General features: G+C 54.9%; 13 protein-coding genes. 10 read left to right on the top strand and 3 right to left on the bottom strand.

All coding sequences use genetic code 11. From position 1 onward, the window contains the following. Nucleotides 1-35 precede the first annotated feature (35 nt). Nucleotides 36-2,006, bottom strand: coding sequence for a GNAT family N-acetyltransferase (locus TH4_RS16895; protein ID WP_083997160.1), 1,971 nt, complete (start codon nt 2,004-2,006; stop codon nt 36-38). 367 nt (nt 2,007-2,373) lie between these two features. Between TH4_RS16895 and TH4_RS16890 the strand changes: the two genes are divergently transcribed. Beyond that, nucleotides 2,374-4,305, top strand: coding sequence for an autotransporter assembly complex protein TamA (locus TH4_RS16890; protein ID WP_064782038.1), 1,932 nt, complete (start codon nt 2,374-2,376; stop codon nt 4,303-4,305). Further along, nucleotides 4,302-8,738: a translocation/assembly module TamB domain-containing protein gene (locus tag TH4_RS16885; RefSeq protein WP_064782037.1), complete on the top strand. Its 4,437-nt coding sequence runs from the start codon at nt 4,302-4,304 to the stop codon at nt 8,736-8,738. The genes TH4_RS16890 and TH4_RS16885 overlap by 4 nt, the downstream gene beginning before the upstream one ends. A gap of 18 nt (nt 8,739-8,756) precedes the next feature. Here the strand turns inward: TH4_RS16885 and TH4_RS16880 are convergent, their stop codons facing one another. Further along, nucleotides 8,757-9,641 (bottom strand): MurR/RpiR family transcriptional regulator, encoded by an 885-nt coding sequence (locus TH4_RS16880; protein ID WP_064782036.1) that lies wholly within the window; start codon nt 9,639-9,641, stop codon nt 8,757-8,759. A 481-nt stretch (nt 9,642-10,122) separates the two neighbouring features. Between TH4_RS16880 and TH4_RS16875 the strand changes: the two genes are divergently transcribed. The 7 genes from TH4_RS16875 (at nt 10,123) to TH4_RS16845 (ending at nt 17,312) form a co-directional block, all read left to right on the top strand. Continuing rightward, on the top strand, nt 10,123-10,644 hold the full coding sequence (locus TH4_RS16875; RefSeq protein ID WP_008891881.1) for a TRAP transporter small permease: 522 nt from the start codon (nt 10,123-10,125) through the stop codon (nt 10,642-10,644). Beyond that, a complete protein-coding gene (locus TH4_RS16870; RefSeq protein ID WP_008891880.1) occupies nt 10,641-11,921 on the top strand; it encodes a TRAP transporter large permease in 1,281 nt (426 codons plus the stop codon). Before TH4_RS16875 ends, TH4_RS16870 begins: the two co-directional genes overlap by 4 nt. Nucleotides 11,922-12,018: 97 nt before the next feature. Beyond that, a complete protein-coding gene (locus tag TH4_RS16865; protein ID WP_063086912.1) occupies nt 12,019-13,074 on the top strand; it encodes a TRAP transporter substrate-binding protein in 1,056 nt (351 codons plus the stop codon). Nucleotides 13,075-13,161: 87 nt separating this feature from the next. Further along, complete coding sequence (locus tag TH4_RS16860; protein ID WP_064782035.1) at nt 13,162-14,631, top strand: M81 family metallopeptidase; 1,470 nt, start codon at nt 13,162-13,164, stop codon at nt 14,629-14,631. 266 nt (nt 14,632-14,897) lie between these two features. Next, nucleotides 14,898-15,749, top strand: a complete 852-nt coding sequence (locus tag TH4_RS16855; protein ID WP_064782034.1) for an alpha/beta hydrolase — start codon at nt 14,898-14,900, stop codon at nt 15,747-15,749. 127 nt (nt 15,750-15,876) lie between these two features. Continuing rightward, on the top strand, nt 15,877-16,818 hold the full coding sequence (gene lhpI / locus TH4_RS16850; RefSeq protein WP_064782033.1) for a bifunctional Delta(1)-pyrroline-2-carboxylate/Delta(1)-piperideine-2-carboxylate reductase: 942 nt from the start codon (nt 15,877-15,879) through the stop codon (nt 16,816-16,818). Next, nucleotides 16,815-17,312, top strand: coding sequence for a thioesterase family protein (locus TH4_RS16845; RefSeq protein ID WP_064782032.1), 498 nt, complete (start codon nt 16,815-16,817; stop codon nt 17,310-17,312). The genes lhpI and TH4_RS16845 overlap by 4 nt, the downstream gene beginning before the upstream one ends. A gap of 56 nt (nt 17,313-17,368) precedes the next feature. Here the strand turns inward: TH4_RS16845 and TH4_RS16840 are convergent, their stop codons facing one another. Then, nucleotides 17,369-17,878, bottom strand: a complete 510-nt coding sequence (locus TH4_RS16840; RefSeq protein ID WP_083997159.1) for a GNAT family N-acetyltransferase — start codon at nt 17,876-17,878, stop codon at nt 17,369-17,371. Nucleotides 17,879-17,978: 100 nt separating this feature from the next. Between TH4_RS16840 and TH4_RS16835 the strand changes: the two genes are divergently transcribed. After that, a complete protein-coding gene (locus tag TH4_RS16835) occupies nt 17,979-19,211 on the top strand; it encodes a bifunctional alpha/beta hydrolase/OsmC family protein (RefSeq protein ID WP_064782030.1) in 1,233 nt (410 codons plus the stop codon). Nucleotides 19,212-19,231: the final 20 nt, after the last annotated feature.

The following is a 19,231-nucleotide window of genomic DNA, read 5'->3' as shown; positions in this document are numbered from 1 at the left end:
CGGCCTTTTGCTTTTATGGGATGCTGCAGAGGCCCTTACGGGCGTGCGATCTTGCCAAGAAGATGCGCAATGATCCGGCGATACAAATCCATGCCCAGAACCACATCCTCAACCCCGGCATCGATATTGGGGTTGTCATTGACCTCGATCACCATCGGGCCATAGGGCGTTTCCTTAACGTCCACACCATAAAGGCCGTCGCCCATCAAACGTGCAGAGGCAAGGGCAGTCGCAACGATGTCAGCAGGGGCGTCTTCGACCGCAAGGGTTTCAAACCCGCCTTCCTCATAGCTTTTGCCATCATCTTCGTGTTTGACGATCTGCCAGTGGCCCGGTGCCATGAAATAGCGGCTGGCAAAGATGGCCTCGCCACCCAAAACACCAATACGCCAGTCAAAGGTGGTTTCGACATATTCCTGAATGACGAGAAGTTCGGAGTTTTTGAACATCTCGGTCGCAACTTCGTTCAGGTGTTCTGGCGACTTGACCTTGCGTACCCCGCGCGAGAAGCAGCCATCCGGCACCTTCAGAACCGACGGGAAGCTGAATTGCTTTGCGATGTCGGGAATGCGGCGCTTATCGAAAATCGCACTTTTGGGTGCCGGGATACGGTGTGTGCGCAGCAATTCGGCCAAATAGACCTTGTTGGTACAACGCAGCATCGAGTCCGGATCATCAATCACCGGAATGCCTTCCTTTACCGCCCGCTTGGCAAAGCGATAGGTATGGTGATCAAGGGCGGTGGTTTCGCGGATCAAAAGCGCATCAAATTCCGAAAGATGATGGAAATCCTTGGCCGTAATCAGTTCGGCCTTCGCCCCCAGATCGGACGCGGCCTGCACGAAATTGGCCAGCGCCTCCTTGTCTGACGGTGGCAGGACTTCATCCGGGTCATGCAGGATCGCGACAAGGGCAGTCGGCGGGGTGACGTTGCCCTGTTTGCGCACGCGCCCACGCAAATAGGCGCGCAATGCGGCCTCGAACTCGACAAGTTTGTCATCATCAAGCTGGCTGATCGACGGGGCTTCGATTTCGCGCAAAATTCTGCGGTCCTGCTTGTTCAGATGCAGACGCAGGATGGGGCAGCGGAACTGATCAAAGGCGCGTTCGCCAATCTGACGAAACTTCTTGTTGGCGGTTCGCCCGAAATAGACATCGATATGATCCGGGGCCTGATCAGGCGTCTGGCCGGACTTTTCCAGTGCCTCGATGATTTGCGGGCTGAGTTCCGCACGTGCGGTCTTCTGAAGGCGCTTCCAGTTCAAATCCAAAAGAACATCGGCCTCGGGAATGACGCGCTCTGCCCGGGCGGCCGCAAGAAGGCTGCAATAATAACCGCGCGACAGATATTCATAGGACTGGCACAGGTTGATCACACGCCGGTTACGCACACCGTGATCAAGTGCGAGATAATCGCGCACCCGCATCACGCGTGCCCCCGATACGGCAAAGCGTTGATCCGACAGACGGTCGACCAAAATCAGCGGCGCACCGGTGGCAACCGCCGGGCTGACAGCACTTTCGCCATCATAAAGCGCGTGTTCAAGGCGGACGCCATCACTACCATCTTCATAGTAACCTGGAAGATCGGCAATCCGGACATAGCCATGACGTTCGTATAGATTGCGAGCGGTTTCATTGGTGACGCGCACTTCAAGGCGCATGCGCGTGCATCCCGCATCCATCGCCAGATTTTCAAGGCCAGCCAAAAGCTGTGTGCCCAAACCCTTGCCGCGCCAGTCTTTTGCAATCGCCAGCGAGTAAATCCGTGCTGTAACGGTATTGGTGCGCAGCAACAGCAAACCATACCCGACAATTTCAGGATGATCGGCATCACCAGCGTCTGCGACAAGAAGGCGCGCGCTGGCCTGACGCAGGAACCTCGAGAAGGAGGCACGTGAAATCAGATCGCTTTCGAAATTGCCGCTTTCAAGCGCGCAAAGACCATCAAGGTCGTCGCGCACGGCTGCACGGATGATGACAGTATTGGTCTGGGGCAAAGTCACTGTGCAGCTCTCCTACGATGAGGGTAAATATGTTGCGCTCAACTTCCGGTACGCCCAAAGATCGTTCGTCGCAAGCGCATTTATTGTTCATAGCCATGCCTTTTTTTCATGGATCATGGCACAGGTCACACTCGACCAGTGCGTTCAATGAAAATAAGGTGTTTTCATTGGGCCTGCTGTGAAACATTTAATCATCCTGATCGTTTGCACTTATATAAACAAGAGATCAGAAACAAACAGGTTGGCGTACGTTGCACTGCGTCCGCAAAGCTTTCAAGGGCAAGATGGTTTGAATAAACGCATCCTAGACACATCTCCGATCCTCAGGCGCAGGTTTGCAATCGTTCCGCTTTTACTGGCAGGGTCGATGCTTTCGGCGTGCACCTCGGACGAGGGGCTAAGTGGTGTGCTTGGATTTGGCGACGGTGCTGACAGCGAGATTGCGCAAAATGATCTGCAACAAACCATCCCCTATGAAGTCGAAATTGCCGGCATTGATCCCCAGGAAGAAAATCTGATTGCGGCGTTGGACGGGGTTAGTACGGCGCGCCGTCTGCAGTCGCGCCCGACCGCTTCACGCGCGGGCCTGCAACGCCGTGCCGAAGACGATGTCGAACGGTTTCAGGCTGTGCTGCGATCCAAGGGATTTTACGACGGGCAGATCACCTTTGAAATTAATGAAAAGGCCGCCACAGACACATCGGATAGCGCGCCAGTCCAAGACGCACCTGATGCTGGTTCTGAACAAGACCCGGCCGATGGCCAGTCCGGAGATGATGCATTGGCATCAACATCCGAACAGCCGACACCATTGGTTCTGACCTATAATATCGATGTCGGTACACCCTATCTGATTTCGGCGGTGAACCTTGTGATCACATACCCTGATCGCGTGGTGGAACGCCATGCGACGGATAAGGAACTTGAAAAGACCCGCCTTGAGATCGGGCAGCGCGCGACCGCGGAGCCGATCATTCTGGGTGAACAATACGGTGTCGATATCCTGCGCGAACAGGGTTACCCGCTTGTCGAGGCTGGTAAACGAACCGTATTGGCCGACACCGCGCAAAAAACCATTACGATCAATTATGCCTTTGAAACCGGGCCGCAGGCCGATTTTGGCAAGATTACCGTCAATGGTGCAGAGGACGTCGATGCGGACTTCATCGCAGGATACCGCAGCTGGCGGTCGGGCGAACAATATCATCCCGATCAGGTGCGCACCACGCGCCGCGATCTGGCGCAAACCAACCTGTTTGACAGTGTGATCGTCAAGGTTGCCGGTCCGGTAAATGACAATGGCGAAATCCCGGTTGAGATCGAGGTGGTTGAACGCAAAATGCGTTCGATCGGCGGCGGGGTGAATTTTTCGACCGCTGATGGTCCGGGTGCCAACGCGTTCTGGGAACATCGCAATCTGTTTGGTGCGGGTGAACGTCTGCGGCTGGGGATTGATGTTTCAAGCCTTGAACAAGGTCTGTCGGCAGAATTCAAAAAGCCGCAGTTTCTTGAACGGCGTCAGTCCTTTGTGGCCGAGGCCAATGCCAAAAACAACGATACTGACGCCTACAAGGGCTCAACGCTTGACAGCTTTGCCGGTATCGAACGTCCGCTTTGGGAAAACTGGACAACGACATTTGGTGTCACTGCGGAATATTCCGACCTGACTGGATCAGACTCCCCGAACGAGGAATTCTATCTTGCCGGTTTGCGGGGCATCTTGCGCCATGACAACACCGACAATCCCCTTGATCCGAGCCGGGGGAACCGTTTTGAAATCAACGTATCGCCCTATATGGGCCTGACCGACAAGGATACCGGTTTCACCACCGTATCGGTCGTCGGGTCGCAATACCTGTCGATTGACGATGAGGGCGACTATGTTCTGGCGGCCCGTGCACGCACCGGTACCATTATCGGCGAGGATCGCGGCAACCTGCCATCGAACAAACGCTATTATTCCGGTGGTGGCGGATCAATCCGGGGCTACGAATACCAGAAAGTCGGTCCTCTCGACGATGATGATGATCCGCTCGGCGGGCGTTCCGTACTGGAAGTCGGTGCCGAATTCCGCGCCCGTGTGACCGAAAGCTTTGGCATCGTGCCATTCATCGAAGGTGGTAACGTGTATGCCAGATCCGAGCCCGAAGACATCCGTCTTCTATGGGCTGCCGGTCTTGGCTTCCGTTATTACACCGCCGTCGGGCCGCTGCGTTTTGATGTCGCAGTACCACTTGATAAACGCGACAACGTTGATGACGATTTTCAATTCTATATCAGTCTGGGGCAGGCATTTTGATCGGGTCTGACACGTCACCACCGAATAATCCCAAACGTTCCGCATCGCGCCGTTCTTCGACAAAGTGGTTGCGCTATGGTGCCTATGGTCTTGGCGGGGCCGTGCTTGGACTTGCCGGCCTGATTGCCGTTGCCGGGACCGGCCCGGTATTGCGGATGGCAACCCCGATGATCAACGAGGCCGTATCCGCCGCAACCGACAGCGAATTTGCGCTTGGCCGGATCGAAGGCAGTTTGTGGACTGAACTGGCCCTTGATCAGGTGACCATGGATCGCGCCACAGATGGGTTGCATCTTGATATCAATGATATCGAATTTGACTGGTCGCCGACCGCACTTTTGGCTGGTCGGTTGCAAATCAATAAGATCAGTCTGGCAACGACCAATGTCATTTTGCCCGACGGTACCGTACCGGAAACGGTTGAGGAAGAGGACGAAGACGGCGGTGGCTTTGCCATGCCGCTGGCGGTTTCGCTTGACGCGCTTGAGCTCGGCGAAATTGCCATTGTTGATCAGGTTACCGGCAACAGCTTCCTCTATAGCCTGAATGGGCGGGCAAAGGTTGGCACAAACCTGTCTGCGACAGCCTTTCTGGATTTGCAGCCGCGTGATGGCGGTACCGACCGCATAAAACTTGATCTGGATTTTGACGGCCCCGGACAACATCTTGCCGCCGAGATTGATGGGTTGTTGGGGCGCGAAGGGCTTGTCATGACCCTGGCTGGCGTTGATCCGGCCAGCGCAACGGATATCAAGATTGCGCTTAATGGCGATGGTCCGGCCAATGACTGGAAAGGCACGATTGATCTGTCGGCGGCGGGCTATGCATCACTTGCAAGCGACATTGGCGTTCAACTGTCTTCGGATGTTGTGGCATTTACGCTCGACGGTGCGCTTTCACCGCAAGAACGCATAACCGAACAATTGCCTGCAAGCATGGATAAAGAAGTCGCACTGGGCGTTGGCGGGGCATTTGATCAATCAGAACAAATCCTTTCGTTTGATCGCATTTCGATTGCGATGGCAGATGTGCTGGTGCTGTCTGGCACAACCGAACTTGACCTTGAAGACAGCCTGATGACGGCCGATTTAACGGCCGATATTGATCCTGCAATGTCGGCACTGCTTGACGATGCAGTTTCATGGGCGGAACTTGGGCTTTCCGTTCAGGCCAATGGCAATCTTTCGATGCCCGGTGTGGCGCTGCGGGTAAATGGCCGTGATGTGAAAACGCCAGTGTCGCGTATCGGCGACATCGCCTTGCAGGCGGATATGGCGGCCCCCGATGACGCGGATGAACCACTTGACGCAACCGTCGCATTTTCTGCGACCGGCACGGATTGGGATGACCCGGATCTGGGTGCGTTTCTGGGGGCGGCGCAGGACTTGTCATTTGATGCGCGGATGTCGCCGGACTTTGCCGATATTTCGATCCGCAATCTGGCATTGAACACGCCTGATATGACGCTCCGCGGGCAGGCGGACGTTAACGAGGATCTGGTCGTAACGACATCAAACATCGTGGCGGATATCCGGGATCTTGCGATTTTTGCGCCGATTTCGGGGCTTGATCTGCGCGGGCAGGGGCAGGTTTCCTTGCCCGGCCTGACCTGGTCGGAGGCCAGTGGTCTGGAAACCGGGATCGAGGTTTCAGCCAGTCAGGCCGGTTTCGGGATTGCCGATCTTGATCGTATCGTCGGGCCCGAGCCGCGTATCACGGGCAATGTGACACTTGCACCCGATCTTGATCTCAGCGTTGATGTCAGCGCACTTGATACCGCAATGATTGACGGTCCGCTGATGCTTCGCATTACAGAAGCATTCGAGAAGCTGTCGCTTGAAAGCACGCTTGATATTGCATCTGGTGCGGTGCCGCCGGATCTGGGCATCGAAATGGCCCCGGCAAAGCTGACAGCCAATCTCGAAGGTGACCTGACTGCACCCCCGGGGACATTTGAATTGAGTGTTCCAAGCCTTGCTGTTTCGGGTCAGGAATTCTCCGATATCGTGCTGACCAGCCGCATGGCGTGGTCAGAACAGGCGGTGTTGTCGCTTGCCAATAACGGCAACTTCACCTTTGCCAGCCGTCCTTACGAAGTGGCTGCAAATCTTGTTCTGCCCGAAGATGCGCTCCGTGTTGAGCAGATATCGCTTAAAGGCGAACATGTCGCGTTGAGCGGCAATATTGCCTTGCCCGACTACAGCATTCCAATGCGCGGTGATGTTGCGCTGTCAAATCTGGATGCCGAATTTCTCGATCAGTTTGGCGTCAGTCTGGTGAACGGAACCGTGACGGCCGATATTGCCCTTCGTCCGGATGGGCAACGCCAAAGCATTACGGCAAATGCATCGGCCAAGGGCATGCGAATGGCAAGCACAGATGGCACCAATCCGACAATGATCGAGGATGTTGAACTGACCGCGACGATCGGTAATGCGTTTGACGTGCCGGAAATTTCAGCGGAGCTGGGTGGACGTGACATAATTGCCGGATCAATTGCGGTTGACGAGCTTGCCCTTGATCTTGACGGTGGCATGGATGCGCTTGCCATCACGCTGACGAGTTCGGGTCTTTATCAGGGCAATGTACCGATTTCGACCGACTTGGCTGCTGATCTGTCGCTTGGCAATGATATCGCCGTAACGGCCACTCGGCTTGAAGCGATCATTGGCGATCAGACGATTGAGCTTCGAAAACCACTGGAACTTGCTTTGCGCGAAAACGGTCGGCAGCAACTCGACGCCGACCTGACCGTTGGCACCGGCCATCTTGTCGCAAGCCTTGATCAGGAAGCCGGGCAAAAATCCATTTCGGGTGAGCTTCACCTTAATGATTTTGATCTTGGTCCGTGGGGGCGTATTTCCGGTTTTGACGGGCTGAGCGGGACCGCAAATCTTGATGCGTCCTTGCGTGAAACACGCGGGAACTTGCCAAGTGCACAGGTCAATGGCCGCATTTCCGGCATCACGGCAAAGGCGGTCGCGGGGCTGAAGCCCTTTGAAATGCGGCTTGATATCACGCTTGAGGAAGGCAAACTTGCAGGGCAGGCGTCACTTGGTAATGGCGATGTCGAAGCACTGACAGCCGAGGGCAATGTTCCGCTTGCGATTTCTGTGCTTGAACAGGAATTCAGCCCGGATCTTGCTGCGCCGGTTTCTGCCCGCGTGCGTGTGAATGGTCAAATTGCCGAATTCTGGCCTTATGTCCCGGCACCCGATCATCAGATGTCGGGCAAGATCAAACTTGCGCTTGATGTCGCTGGAACGCTTGATGACATCCGCTGGAACGGGGATGTTGCGCTTGCCAATGGACGATATGAAAACCTTGAGTACGGCACACTCCTTGATCAGATAACGCTTGAGGGCACCTTTGATCAGGCGGGTCTTTCCATTCCGTCCATTACGGCCACGGATGGCGGCAAAGGCACTGTTGATGCATCGGTTGATCTTGATCTGCTACACGGTGGCGAGATGCGCTATGACGTGTCGGCTGATCTGCGCAATGTTGCCGTATCACGTAAGGATGAACTGCAATTCTGGGCGGATGTAGAAGCCAGTGTGACCGGATCCCAGTCGGAGGCCGATATCCAAAGCACGGTGTCGGTCCTGCGCGGGGAGGTCGATCTGACCCTGGCCTTGCCGGAATCGGTTCCGACCATCGAGATTGAAAATCTGCCGGACGCCGCGCAGGTCGAAAAGGCCGAGGATACACAGGAAGCGGACGATGCCTTTAGCGGTAATCTTGACGTGACTGTTGATATCCCGGGGCGTCTTTTTGTGCGTGGCAAGGGACTTGATTCCGAGTGGGGCGGTCGACTTGAAATTTCCGGCACCACAGATGATCCACGTATCACCGGGCAGTTATCTGCCTTGCGCGGGCAGCTTGATGTCATCGGCAAAACATTCGTGATCCGGGATTCTCAGATTACCTTTGCCGGTGCGTCGCCCCCTGATCCGATGCTTGATATCGAAGGGGTCTATACCACCGAAGACCTCGTCGTAACTGCGGGGTTCCAGGGGCCGTCAAGCGACCCGGAACTGGTGCTGTCGTCCAATCCGTCGCTGCCGGAAGACGAGATTCTGTCTCAGGTCCTGTTTGGCAAATCACAGGGCAGCCTGTCGGCAGTCGAGGCCGTGCAACTGGCAAGTGCCCTGAACGAACTTTCTGGCGGTGGTAGTGGCCTTGATGTGGTTGGCAGCATCCGACGCTTTATCGGTGCAGATGTGCTGCGCGTCGGTGGCGGCGAAGACGGGCCGGAGGTCAAGGTTGGCAAATACCTGACAGAGGGGGTCTATGTCGGCACCAAGGCTGGTTCAACACCGGGATCAAGCGGCGTCGAAGTCGAGATTGAAGTCACACCAAATATCAGTGTGACCAGCGAAAGCACCGAAATCGATAGCAAGGCTGGCGTTCAATTCAGACTTGATTACTAAGGCCGCACAAAGCTTAGCTTAGTCGCCGATGGGTTGGTGCCCGGTTGGGGGATTGACCGTCAGCAGCGACGAACGAATGCGTCGCAGCTTTTCCTTGGCCTGATCGGGCATGCGTCGAGCCACAGCCGTCGCAATCACATCAATCGTTGCCAGAAACGCATGGCGTGTGGCGGTTGGTTTATAGATGTCGGGGTTTTCCGGCATATTGATTGCGATGACCAAGTCACTCTCAGCGGCAAGCGGGCTGTCAGGGTTGGTCAATGAGATGACCTTGGCGCCATATTGGCGGGCAATGGCAGCGGAATGGATGATTTCCGTCGGGCGACCACTGGTGGAGATCGCGAATATCACGTCCTCGGCGCCAAAGGTCGAGGCCAGCATGCGCTGCAAATAGCCGTCACTTTGCGATTGCGCCGGAATTCCCAGCCGGAAAAAGCGGTTTGCGGCATCAAACGCTACAGTGGTCGATCCACCCCCAACCCCGAAAAACGCCACCTGACGTGCCTTGACCAGAATGTCGGCAGCCTGGTCAATTTGATCAGAAGATAACTGATCACGCAGCAGACGCAGGTTATCAATGATCACGCCAAGCACATGGTTTGACAGAACATCTGCGGCGGTTGTGTCGTCTGAAATGTCTTCGGATGTCAGATACTGAATGCTGACGGCAAGGTTTTGCGCCAAGCGGATTTTGAAATCACGGAACCCGTCGCACCCCAAGGTGCGGCAAAACCGAATGACGGTGGGTTCGCTGACCCCGACATTTTTCGCCAGATCGGACAGGGCGATGGTTGTGACATCTTCCAGATGTGCGCTGACATAGTCCGCGACGAGTTGTTCGCGGTTCGGAAATTTGCCGGACTGGCTGCGCAGCAGGCTGATGATGTCGGCGGTTTGTTGCATGGAATCGACCTGATCCGTCTATCTGGTTTGGTGTGTCAAAACCGACACCTTATTGGGAACTAACATTATTTCCGTTTGCAGGCGATAGCCACAATTTCAATTTAAGCGTCATGTCAGTACCCCGCATGCGTGTTTTCTCACATCAAGTATCATCGTTTTGCCCGACATTAACCCGGTCGAAATCGACCATGTAGTTATTCAATGCACGAGACGGCGAGGTTGCTGTTTCGGGCTTTGGTTTATCGGGATCCTGGGCGTCTTAATCCTTGATCCAATTGGCGAATTTCCTGCTTGAAAGTCTGGACGAAACAGGGGCGCTGCGAAATCCTATAATGTAGTTAAGCTACTTATAGCAGTTTAAAGGTCAGTTTAAGAGCAAAAATATGAAACTTCGGAGATAAATAATGTAGACAAACTACAAAATGGACCTCAGTATGTAGAAAAATTACATAACATTTGATCAGTGGAGAGTTTGGCGGAGATGGCTTTACGCCGTATTGAAACCACAGCTGCAACCGCAAGCCGGTGCCTGAATTGGGTTGTTGAACGCATCATAGCGGTTCTGATGCTTGTTCTTGTTCTGGACGTCTGGCTGGGTGTCGTTGACCGATACTTATTCCATTGGCAACTGCCATGGCCGGAAGAACTGGCGCGCTATCTGATGATCTGGGCGGCACTTCTGGCGATCTCGGCCGGGATTGCGCGGCGCGAACATATCGGGATTGGCATGTTTGTTTTAAGCCTGCCGATGCCGATCCAGCGCACAATCCTGTTTCTGGTGGACCTGATTGCGCTCGCAGCCTTCCTTTACCTTGCGATTTATGGATTTGATTTTGCCCAGGGCGGTATGCGCCGTCAGGCGATGATTTTCGGCATGTCACTGGCACTGCCTTATGCCGCTGTGCCGGTTTCGGCATTGCTTGCCGCCATTCAGCTCCTCCTCGTTGCCTTGCGTGATCAGGGCCGTTTTGTCCCGGTTGATCTTGCGGAGGGCGCAGAATGATCGTCGCCATTATCTTTGTCGTTCTGATGGTTCTGGGCATGCCGATTGGCTTTGCCCTGGGTGTGGCAGGCGTTGTTGGCCTGTTTGACATGGGCGGGGGGATGTTTTTGTCCCAGGGTCCAAGCAAGGTCTTTAACGGGCTGAATGTCTTCCCGTTCCTTGCCATGCCGTTCTTTATTCTGGCTGGCGAAATCATGAACCATATCGGCATTACCAGCCGGTTGGTGAAATTCGCCCAGGCACTCGTCGGGCACATGCGCGGCGGGCTGGCCCATACCAATATGTTGGCATCAGTGTTCTTTGCCGGTCTTACCGGGGCCGCAACCGCCGATGCCGCAGCCTTTGGCAAGACGCTGGTACCTGCCATGGTCGAGCGCGGATATCGCCGTGACTATGCCTGCGCGGTGACTGCCGCCGGATCGATCATCGGGCCGACCATTCCGCCATCGGGTTTGATGGTTGTTTATGGATCGCTGATGGGCGTTTCGATCGGTGGTCTGTTTGCCGCGGGTATCCTGCCCGGACTTATGATCTGTCTGATCTGCATGACGGTGATTGCCGTGACCGCACGGTCCAAGAACCTGCCGAAAAATGAACGCCGTGCGTCGCTTTTGGAAGTCTGGAAGATTTTCAAATCATCGATCACCGCACTGATCATGCCATTGATCATTCTGGGCGGTATCCTTGGCGGGATCGTCACCCCGACCGAGGCCGCATCGGTTGCCGTGGCCTATGCCCTGTTCATTGGTGTGTTTGTTTACCGCGCGCTTAGTTTTGCCGATTTCTTCAGGATGCTGGTACGCACAGCACGTGTGACCGGGGTGATCTTTGTCATCATTGCCTTTGCGTCGATCCTTGGCTGGTGGCTGAGCTTCAACCGCATCCCGCAAGAAGTCGCCAGCATGGTTCTGGGCGTTTCAGAAAATCCCTACATCGTGATTTTCATGATTGTCGGTCTGCTTTTGATGATCGGCATGGTGATGGATATCAACGCCATCCTGATCATTTTGGCCCCGGTTCTGGTGCCGCTGACCGTTCAGATCGGCATGGACCCGATCCATGCCGGGATCATCTTTATCCTGGCGCTTAACATCTCGCTGATGACGCCGCCTGTCGGGGCCTGTCTGTTTGTCCTGTCATCCGTCACTGGTGAAAAGCTTGAAAAGATTGCCGCACAACTTTGGCCATTCCTTCTGGCCGAGTTGGGCGTGCTGTTCCTGTTTGCCTTCTGGTCGGACCTTGCCCTCGTGATACCGCGATTGCTGGGCTTCCGCTAGGTCATCGGGATGAATATAGCCCCGGTCAGGTCCGGGCCGGGGCGCACACCACAATAACGCCGGACACATAAAGTCGTTAAATCAAGGAGAGGTAGAAATGAAAACTGTAAAGCGTTTGGGCGCAGCCGCCCTTGCAACCGCGATGCTGATGGGCAGCACCTCGATGGCATTCGCCGAGCCGAAGGTTCTTAAATTCGCGCACGACAACAAGACCGACCCGTTTGAAAACCCGGCACATGCCTGCACGGCTGTTTTCGCCAACATCGTCGAAGCCGACACCAACGGTGAAATCGAAGTCGAAGTTTATCCGTCAAACCAGCTTGGTTCGGCTGCCGAACATGTTCAGATGGTCCGTGATGGCCTGATCCAGGGCACGCTGACCTCGACCGGTGCGCTGGCGTCTTACTATCCGCGCATCGACGTTCTGAACCTTGCCTTTGCGTTTGATAGCAACGCATCGACCTATGATGTGTTTGATGGTCCGTTTGGCGAGACGCTTGCAAGCGACATCGAAGGCGAACTGGGTGATGTGAAGGTTCTTGGCTTCCCGGATACCGGCGGGTTCTTTGCTGTGACCAACTCGCAGCACTCGATTGCAACGCTTGAAGATTTCAAGGGTATCCGCATTCGTACCATGTCGCTGCCGTCCCATCAGAAAATCATGCAGGCCCTTGGCGCCGAAGCATATCCGATGGCCTGGGGCGAAGTTTATGCCGGTCTTCAGACCGGTGTGATCGATGGCCAGATGAACCCGGTTCCGACCGTGACCTTTGCCAAGTTCAACGAAGTTCAGGGCTACCTGACCCTGACCAACCACCTGTTCTCGCCTTATACCATGATGCTGTCGAAGGCATTCTGGGATGACCTGACCGCCGATCAGCAGAAAATCATTCGTTACGCTGCACAGTCTTGCGTTGTTGCAAGCCGTGGTGTGTCACGCGTGATCGAGGCATCTGATCGTGGTCTTGCCGGTCTTAAGGACAAAATGGAAATCACCGCGCTGTCGGCTGAAGACCGTGAAAAGTTCAAAGAGGCAACCCAGCCGGTCGTGGTCAAACACGTTCAGGAAAGCCTTGGCGATGAAGGTGTCAAACTTCTGAACCTGTTCAAGGAAGAAGTCGAGAAGGCCAACGCCAACCGCTACATGGAATAAGCCATTCCAATTACCGAAGGGGCGGGGTTCTCGCCCCTTCGGAATTCTTTAGCTGATATCAAAAGACCAATAACAAAGGCACGGGCCATGCGGATTTTTTGCGCCTCGATTGCAACCGAGACCAATACATTTTCACCTTTGCGCACTGATTTTTCCGATTTTCAGGAAAGCTTTTATGCCCCGCCGGGCCAGCATCCGGTCACCCCGACACTATGCAGTGCCGTCTTTACCGAAGGCCGCCTGCGTGCCGCCAAGGAAGGCTGGGATCTGATCGAAGGCACCGCCACCTGGGCCGAACCGGGCGGGTTGGTTAACCGTCAAACCTATGAACAGTTGCGCGACGAGGTGCTTGGCCAGTTGCGTGCGGCCATGCCGGTCGATGGTGTGATCCTTGGTCTTCATGGCGCAATGGTGGCCCAGGATTATCTTGATTGCGAAGGTGATCTGATTGCGCGCATTCGTGCACTGGTGGGTCCTGATGTCGTGATCGGCACAAGCTTCGATCCGCACAGTCATTTGACCGCAAAACGCATTGATAACGCTGACATTATTGTCGCGTTCAAGGAATTCCCGCATACCGATTTTGTCGAAACCGGGCGGGCTGTGGTTGATCTTGTATTGCGCACATTGCGCGGCGAAATCAAACCGACCAAGGAAGTTTTTGACTGCCATATGATCGAGGTCCTGCCGACCTCGCGCGAACCGATGCGGTCATTCATTGACCGGGCAAAGGCAATGGAAGGAACAGGCAATATCTTGTCGGTATCCTTCATTCACGGATTTATGGCCGGTGACGTGCCCGATCTTGGGGCCAAGGTGATTGTCACCACCAACGATAACCCTGCGGAAGCCAAGCAGATAGCACGAAACCTGGGGGTTGAGTTGTTTGGTTTCCGTGGGGCCACCCGGCCTGACTTTGCCAAACCCGAAGATGCCCTTGATCAGGCGCTGGCATCCGATGCCAAACCGATTGTCCTGACCGATGTCTGGGACAATCCGGGCGGTGGTGTTCCGGGCGATAGCACCATTTTGCTGCGTGCCGTGATCGAGCGCGGGCTTAACGATTATGCCTTTGGCACCCTGTGGGATCCGATGGCGGTGCGGACCTGTTTTTCCGCGGGCGAGGGGGCTGTTTTACCGCTGCGTTTTGGCGGGAAAACCGGTGCCCATGCCGGTGCGCCGATTGATGCCGAGGTCCGGGTCAAAACCTTGAAACGCGATGCCTGGCAGTATTTTGGCGAAAGCATCGTTCCGCTTGGCGATTGCGCCGTGATCATCCTGCCCGACGGGGGGGAGGTGATCCTCAATACCAACCGGTCGCAAAGCTTTGATCCCAGCCTGTTTTCCAACATGGGTATTGATCCGGTTTCGAAGAAATACCTGTTCATCAAATCGACGAACCATTTTTATGACTCGTTTGCCAAGATCGCGGGCGAGATCATTTATGTCGATGTGCACGGACCATATCCGTCCGATCCGAAAACGAACGGATATCGCCATTTGACGCGCGCCCTGTGGCCGATTGTCGAAGATCCGTTTGAAAAAAAGGCCGGTTAGAAAGTTTACCTTGTGCCAGTCGCAAGCGGTTCAAAAGCCACACATTCGAGCCGTTAAAAGTCTCCCTGCAAGGGACTGGCCAAGGATTGGGGCCATGATTGGGTTTAACACCCGGTCATGGCTCTTTTTTATGCGGGAGCGATCAGTACGCGTTGGTGAGTTCGGTTAAAAGCACCATCTATTTTGCGAAGTGTTTGCAAACAATCCGAAATTAAAGAAAGATTGAACCGGGCGAGATCGTTTTCACCGATAATAATGAGGTTCCGATGGCTTGGGGCGGTTTCACAGCAGCAGAGCTTGAATGGCAATATAATCCGCGCGAAACCGTGCCGGACTTCATGACCCATTTTGAACGGTTCGTGAAACTGTCCGATGAAACCCGTGTCCAGCTTGGCGGCAAGATTGATGTGCGCTATGGCGATGGGCCCAAGGAAACCATGGATATCTTCATGGCATCCGATCCGGGCGCACCGGTGCATGTGTTTTTCCATGGTGGTTATTGGCGCAGTCAGGACAAAAAGGATTACGCCTTTGTCGCGCGTGATCTGGTCGCCGCCGGGTTTACGGTCATCTGCCCGAATTATGATCTGTGCCCGGATGTAACCGTGGCCGACATCACCGAAGAAGCCGTGCGCGCGATTGCCTATATCTATCAGCATATCGAAGAATTTAACGGCGACCGTGACCGGATTTCGATTTCGGGCCATTCCGCCGGTGGTCAGATCGTCGCCCGTCTGGCCACCCATGACTGGACCGAAACGCTTGGCGATGCGATGCCGTTTGAGGCCATTGTGCCGATTTCCGGTGTTTTTGATCTTGAACCGATCCGGCACACGACGATCAATGATGATGTCCGCCTTGACGAAGCGTCAGCTGCCGACAATTCACCGATGTTGGACGGCGTGCCGCTTGATGCGCGTCTGATGGTGGTGGTTGGCGGTAATGAAAGCCCTGAGTTTGTCCGCCAAAGCGATGCCTATGGTGCTTATTGTGGCAGTGCAGGGCTTAAAGTTTCGGTCTATAAGGCATGGGGTGCCAACCACTTTACCGTGCTTGAAGAAGTGTTCCTTGGCACCGGATCCCTGTTTGGCACGCTCAAACGGTTTTTGTTGCCGTAAATCGCGCTGATTTTCCTTCAAAACAGCATAAAAAACTGCCGGTCTTCCTGTGACGTGCGGGCTGCGACGTGGTATAAAATATGACCGCTACCGCACTGAAAACAAAAATGCTTATACAGGAAGGCCCATGCGTTTCATTACTGCCGAAGATATCGAAAAATTCGTCTCGCCCCGTGATCTGGTCGAAGCCCTTCGCGACGGGTTCGAACAAGGCTGCGAAGCCCCGCTGCGCAGTCATTTCAATATGGAACGCAGCAACGAGGATGACGCAACCTTCCTGATCATGCCGGCCTGGCAAAAGGATGGTGCAGCGGGTGTGAAAATCGCCGCCGTCGTGCCGGGCAATTCGGCGCGCAATCTTCCGGCGGTTTCGGGCACCTATGTTTTGCTCGATGCCGTCACAGGTCAGCCGTCCGCGGTTATTGATGGCACAAAACTGACCACGCGCCGCACAGCCGCCGCATCCGCATTGGCATGCGACTATCTGGCGCGCCAGGATACCAGCGACATGGTCATGGTCGGGTCCGGGGCGATGGCCCCACAACTGATCAAGGCAAATGCGTCGGTTCGCCCGATCAAGAATGTCACCATCTGGAACCGCAATCCTGACAAGGCGGCAAAACTCGCGACCGAGATTGCCGAGCTCGGCTTTAACGCCAAGGGTACGGATGACCTCGAAACGGCGTGCAAGACAGCCGATCTGATTTCATGCGCCACCCTGTCGACCGCGCCGCTGGTGCATGGCGATTGGCTGCGCGAAGGAACGCACGTCGATCTGGTCGGTGCTTTCAAGCCGACCATGCGTGAAACCGATGACGCGGTCATGCAAAAGTGCCGCATTTATGTCGATAGTTTTGAGGGGGCCAGTGCCGAAGGCGGCGACGTCGTTCAGGCCATCGACAGCGGGGCGATTACCAAATCCGACATCATCGGCGATCTGTTCGGCCTGACCCGCGGGCAGGTCAAGGGGCGCGAGACGGATAGCGAATGCACGGTCTTCAAATCGGTTGGTCATTCGCTTGAAGATTTCGTCGCAGCCGTCGCGGTCGCAAAGGCCGTCGAAAAATGATCAGCACCGATCTGTTTGCGTCTGAGCCGCTTGAAGCCTTTCGCGGGCATATCAAACCCGAATGGATTGATTTCAATGGCCATATGAATGTTGGCTATTACGTGGTCGCGTTTGATCTGGGATCGATGGCGTTTCTTGATGCGGTGGGGATGGGATATAGCTATCCCGAACGGCGCGGCGGATCGACCTTCGGGCTTGAAATGCATGTGACCTATGATCGCGAAATTCATCAGGATGATCCGTATGTGATCCATACCCGTGTTCTGGATTGCGATCAGAAACGCATTCACATGTATCACGAAATGCGCCATGGCACTGAAGGCTGGCTGGCCGCGACCAATGAAATCATCACCATGCATATCAACATGAAGGAACGGCGTTCGGCCCCGTTCCCCGATGACATCATGGAAACACTAAACAAGATCAAGGACGCGCATGCCAATTTACCCATCCCGTCCGGGGTTGGTCGCAAGATCGGCATTCGCCGCAAATAATCAAAAACCCCGCATCATAAGATCGCGGGGTTTTGTTTTGGTCTTTGCGATGCGTCTTAGGGGCGGGTTGCCATATAAAGTCTGCACATCTCGCCAGAATGATTGACATCCTGATCGCGCAAATAAGTCAGGCCAAGCTTTTCAAGCATCCGAACGGACGCGATATTGTCAGGCAGGCAATAGCCATAAATCTTGTCAAACCCGTAGTGATGCCAGCCATGATTAATCAGTGCCGAACTGACTTCATAGGCATAACCCTTGCCCTGATGGGCCTCCGTCACGGCATAGCCGATATCAGGGGCATCAAGCGTGTCACGCTTTACAAAGCCGATCAGGCCAATCGGGCTTTGGCCTTGTTTTTCCAGTGCAACGCACATCCCAAAGCCAAGCTTGTCATAGTTTTCGCGAAAACGCAGATCGATATAATCCCGCGCCGCCTGAAGGTCATGAATGTTGCGATCGCCGATAAACCGAAGCCATCCGGGCTCATTTAGCAGCTGAAGAATGAACGGGGCGTCGTCATGTGTGGCTTCTCGCAAAATTGTGCGTTCGGTTTGAACGATCATCACTGAACTGTCCGTGTTACGGTGGCATCAAGAAGGATATTATCGGGGACGATCTGAAATAGCAGTATGATTTCACCCCTCAAAGGTCAGGAGAATGAGAATGCCCGGAAAACCGATCAAGGTGACATTTGAAGGGGCACATGGTGCCGAACTGGCTGCACGGCTGGACCTGCCGACTGGCCCGGTCAAGGCCTATGCGCTGTTTGCCCATTGTTTTACCTGTACCAAGGATCTGATTGCCGCCCGCAAAATTGCCGAGGCGCTGACGATTGAGGGGATCGGAGTCCTGCGGTTTGACTTCACCGGCCTGGGCGGATCGGGCGGTGATTTTGCCTCGACCAACTTTACATCCAACCTTGATGATCTTGAACGTGCGGCCGATTTCCTGCGTGTCGCGTTCGAGGCCCCCAAGCTTCTGATCGGACATTCACTTGGTGGGGCGGCGGTTCTGGCGGTGGCCGATCGCATCAAGGAGGCAACGGCGGTTGCAACCATCGGCGCACCGGCAGATGTCCATCACGTGACCCATAACTTTGCCGATCATCTTGATGAAATCCGCGAAAAGGGCGAGGCCGAAGTTTGCCTTGGCGGGCGGCCGTTTGTCATTCGCAAGCAGTTTGTCGATGACCTTGGCGGATATGATCTGCCAACACAGGTGGCAAAGATGAAAAAGGCGCTCCTGGTCTTGCATGCGCCGCTTGATCAGACTGTCGGGATTGAAAATGCCGGCAGGATTTTTGATGCGGCCAAGCATCCCAAAAGCTTTGTCTCGCTTGATCAAGCCGACCATTTGCTGCGTGATCCTGATGATGCGCAGTACGCCGCGTCCGTGATTGCCGCATGGGCAAAGCGATATCTCCCCGCAGGCAAATCGGCAAAACCGGATATCGGTGAAGGTGTGATTGTCCGTGAAACTGGCCTTGGCAAGTTCCAGTCGATGGTCATGGCGGGCAAGCATCGCCTGCTGGCCGATGAACCGGAAAAGGTTGGCGGGCTTGATAGTGGGCCGTCGCCCTATGATTATCTCTCAACCGCCCTTGGCAGTTGCACGGTAATGACGATCCGGATGTATGCCGATCACAAGGGCATCCCGATTGATTCCATCCGTGCTGAAGTCCTGCATCAAAAAGTCCATGCCGATGATTGCGCGGAATGCGGCGAACAGCATTCGGCAAAGGGCGGCAAGATCGACCGGTTCGAACGCATCATCCGGTTCACCGGCGATCTGGATGACGCAACCCGTCAACGCCTGATCGAGATTGCTGATAAATGCCCGGTGCACAGAACGCTTGAGGCGACATCCCTGATCGTCACGCGCGAAGACCGGGTATAGCCCGCCAGATTTCCGATTAA

It is taken from the genome of Thalassospira tepidiphila MCCC 1A03514, from assembly GCF_001662875.1.
Classification (GTDB): domain Bacteria; phylum Pseudomonadota; class Alphaproteobacteria; order Rhodospirillales; family Thalassospiraceae; genus Thalassospira; species Thalassospira tepidiphila.
Note: the sequence above shows the minus strand (reverse complement) of the source record. Positions and strands in the feature narration are given on the sequence as shown.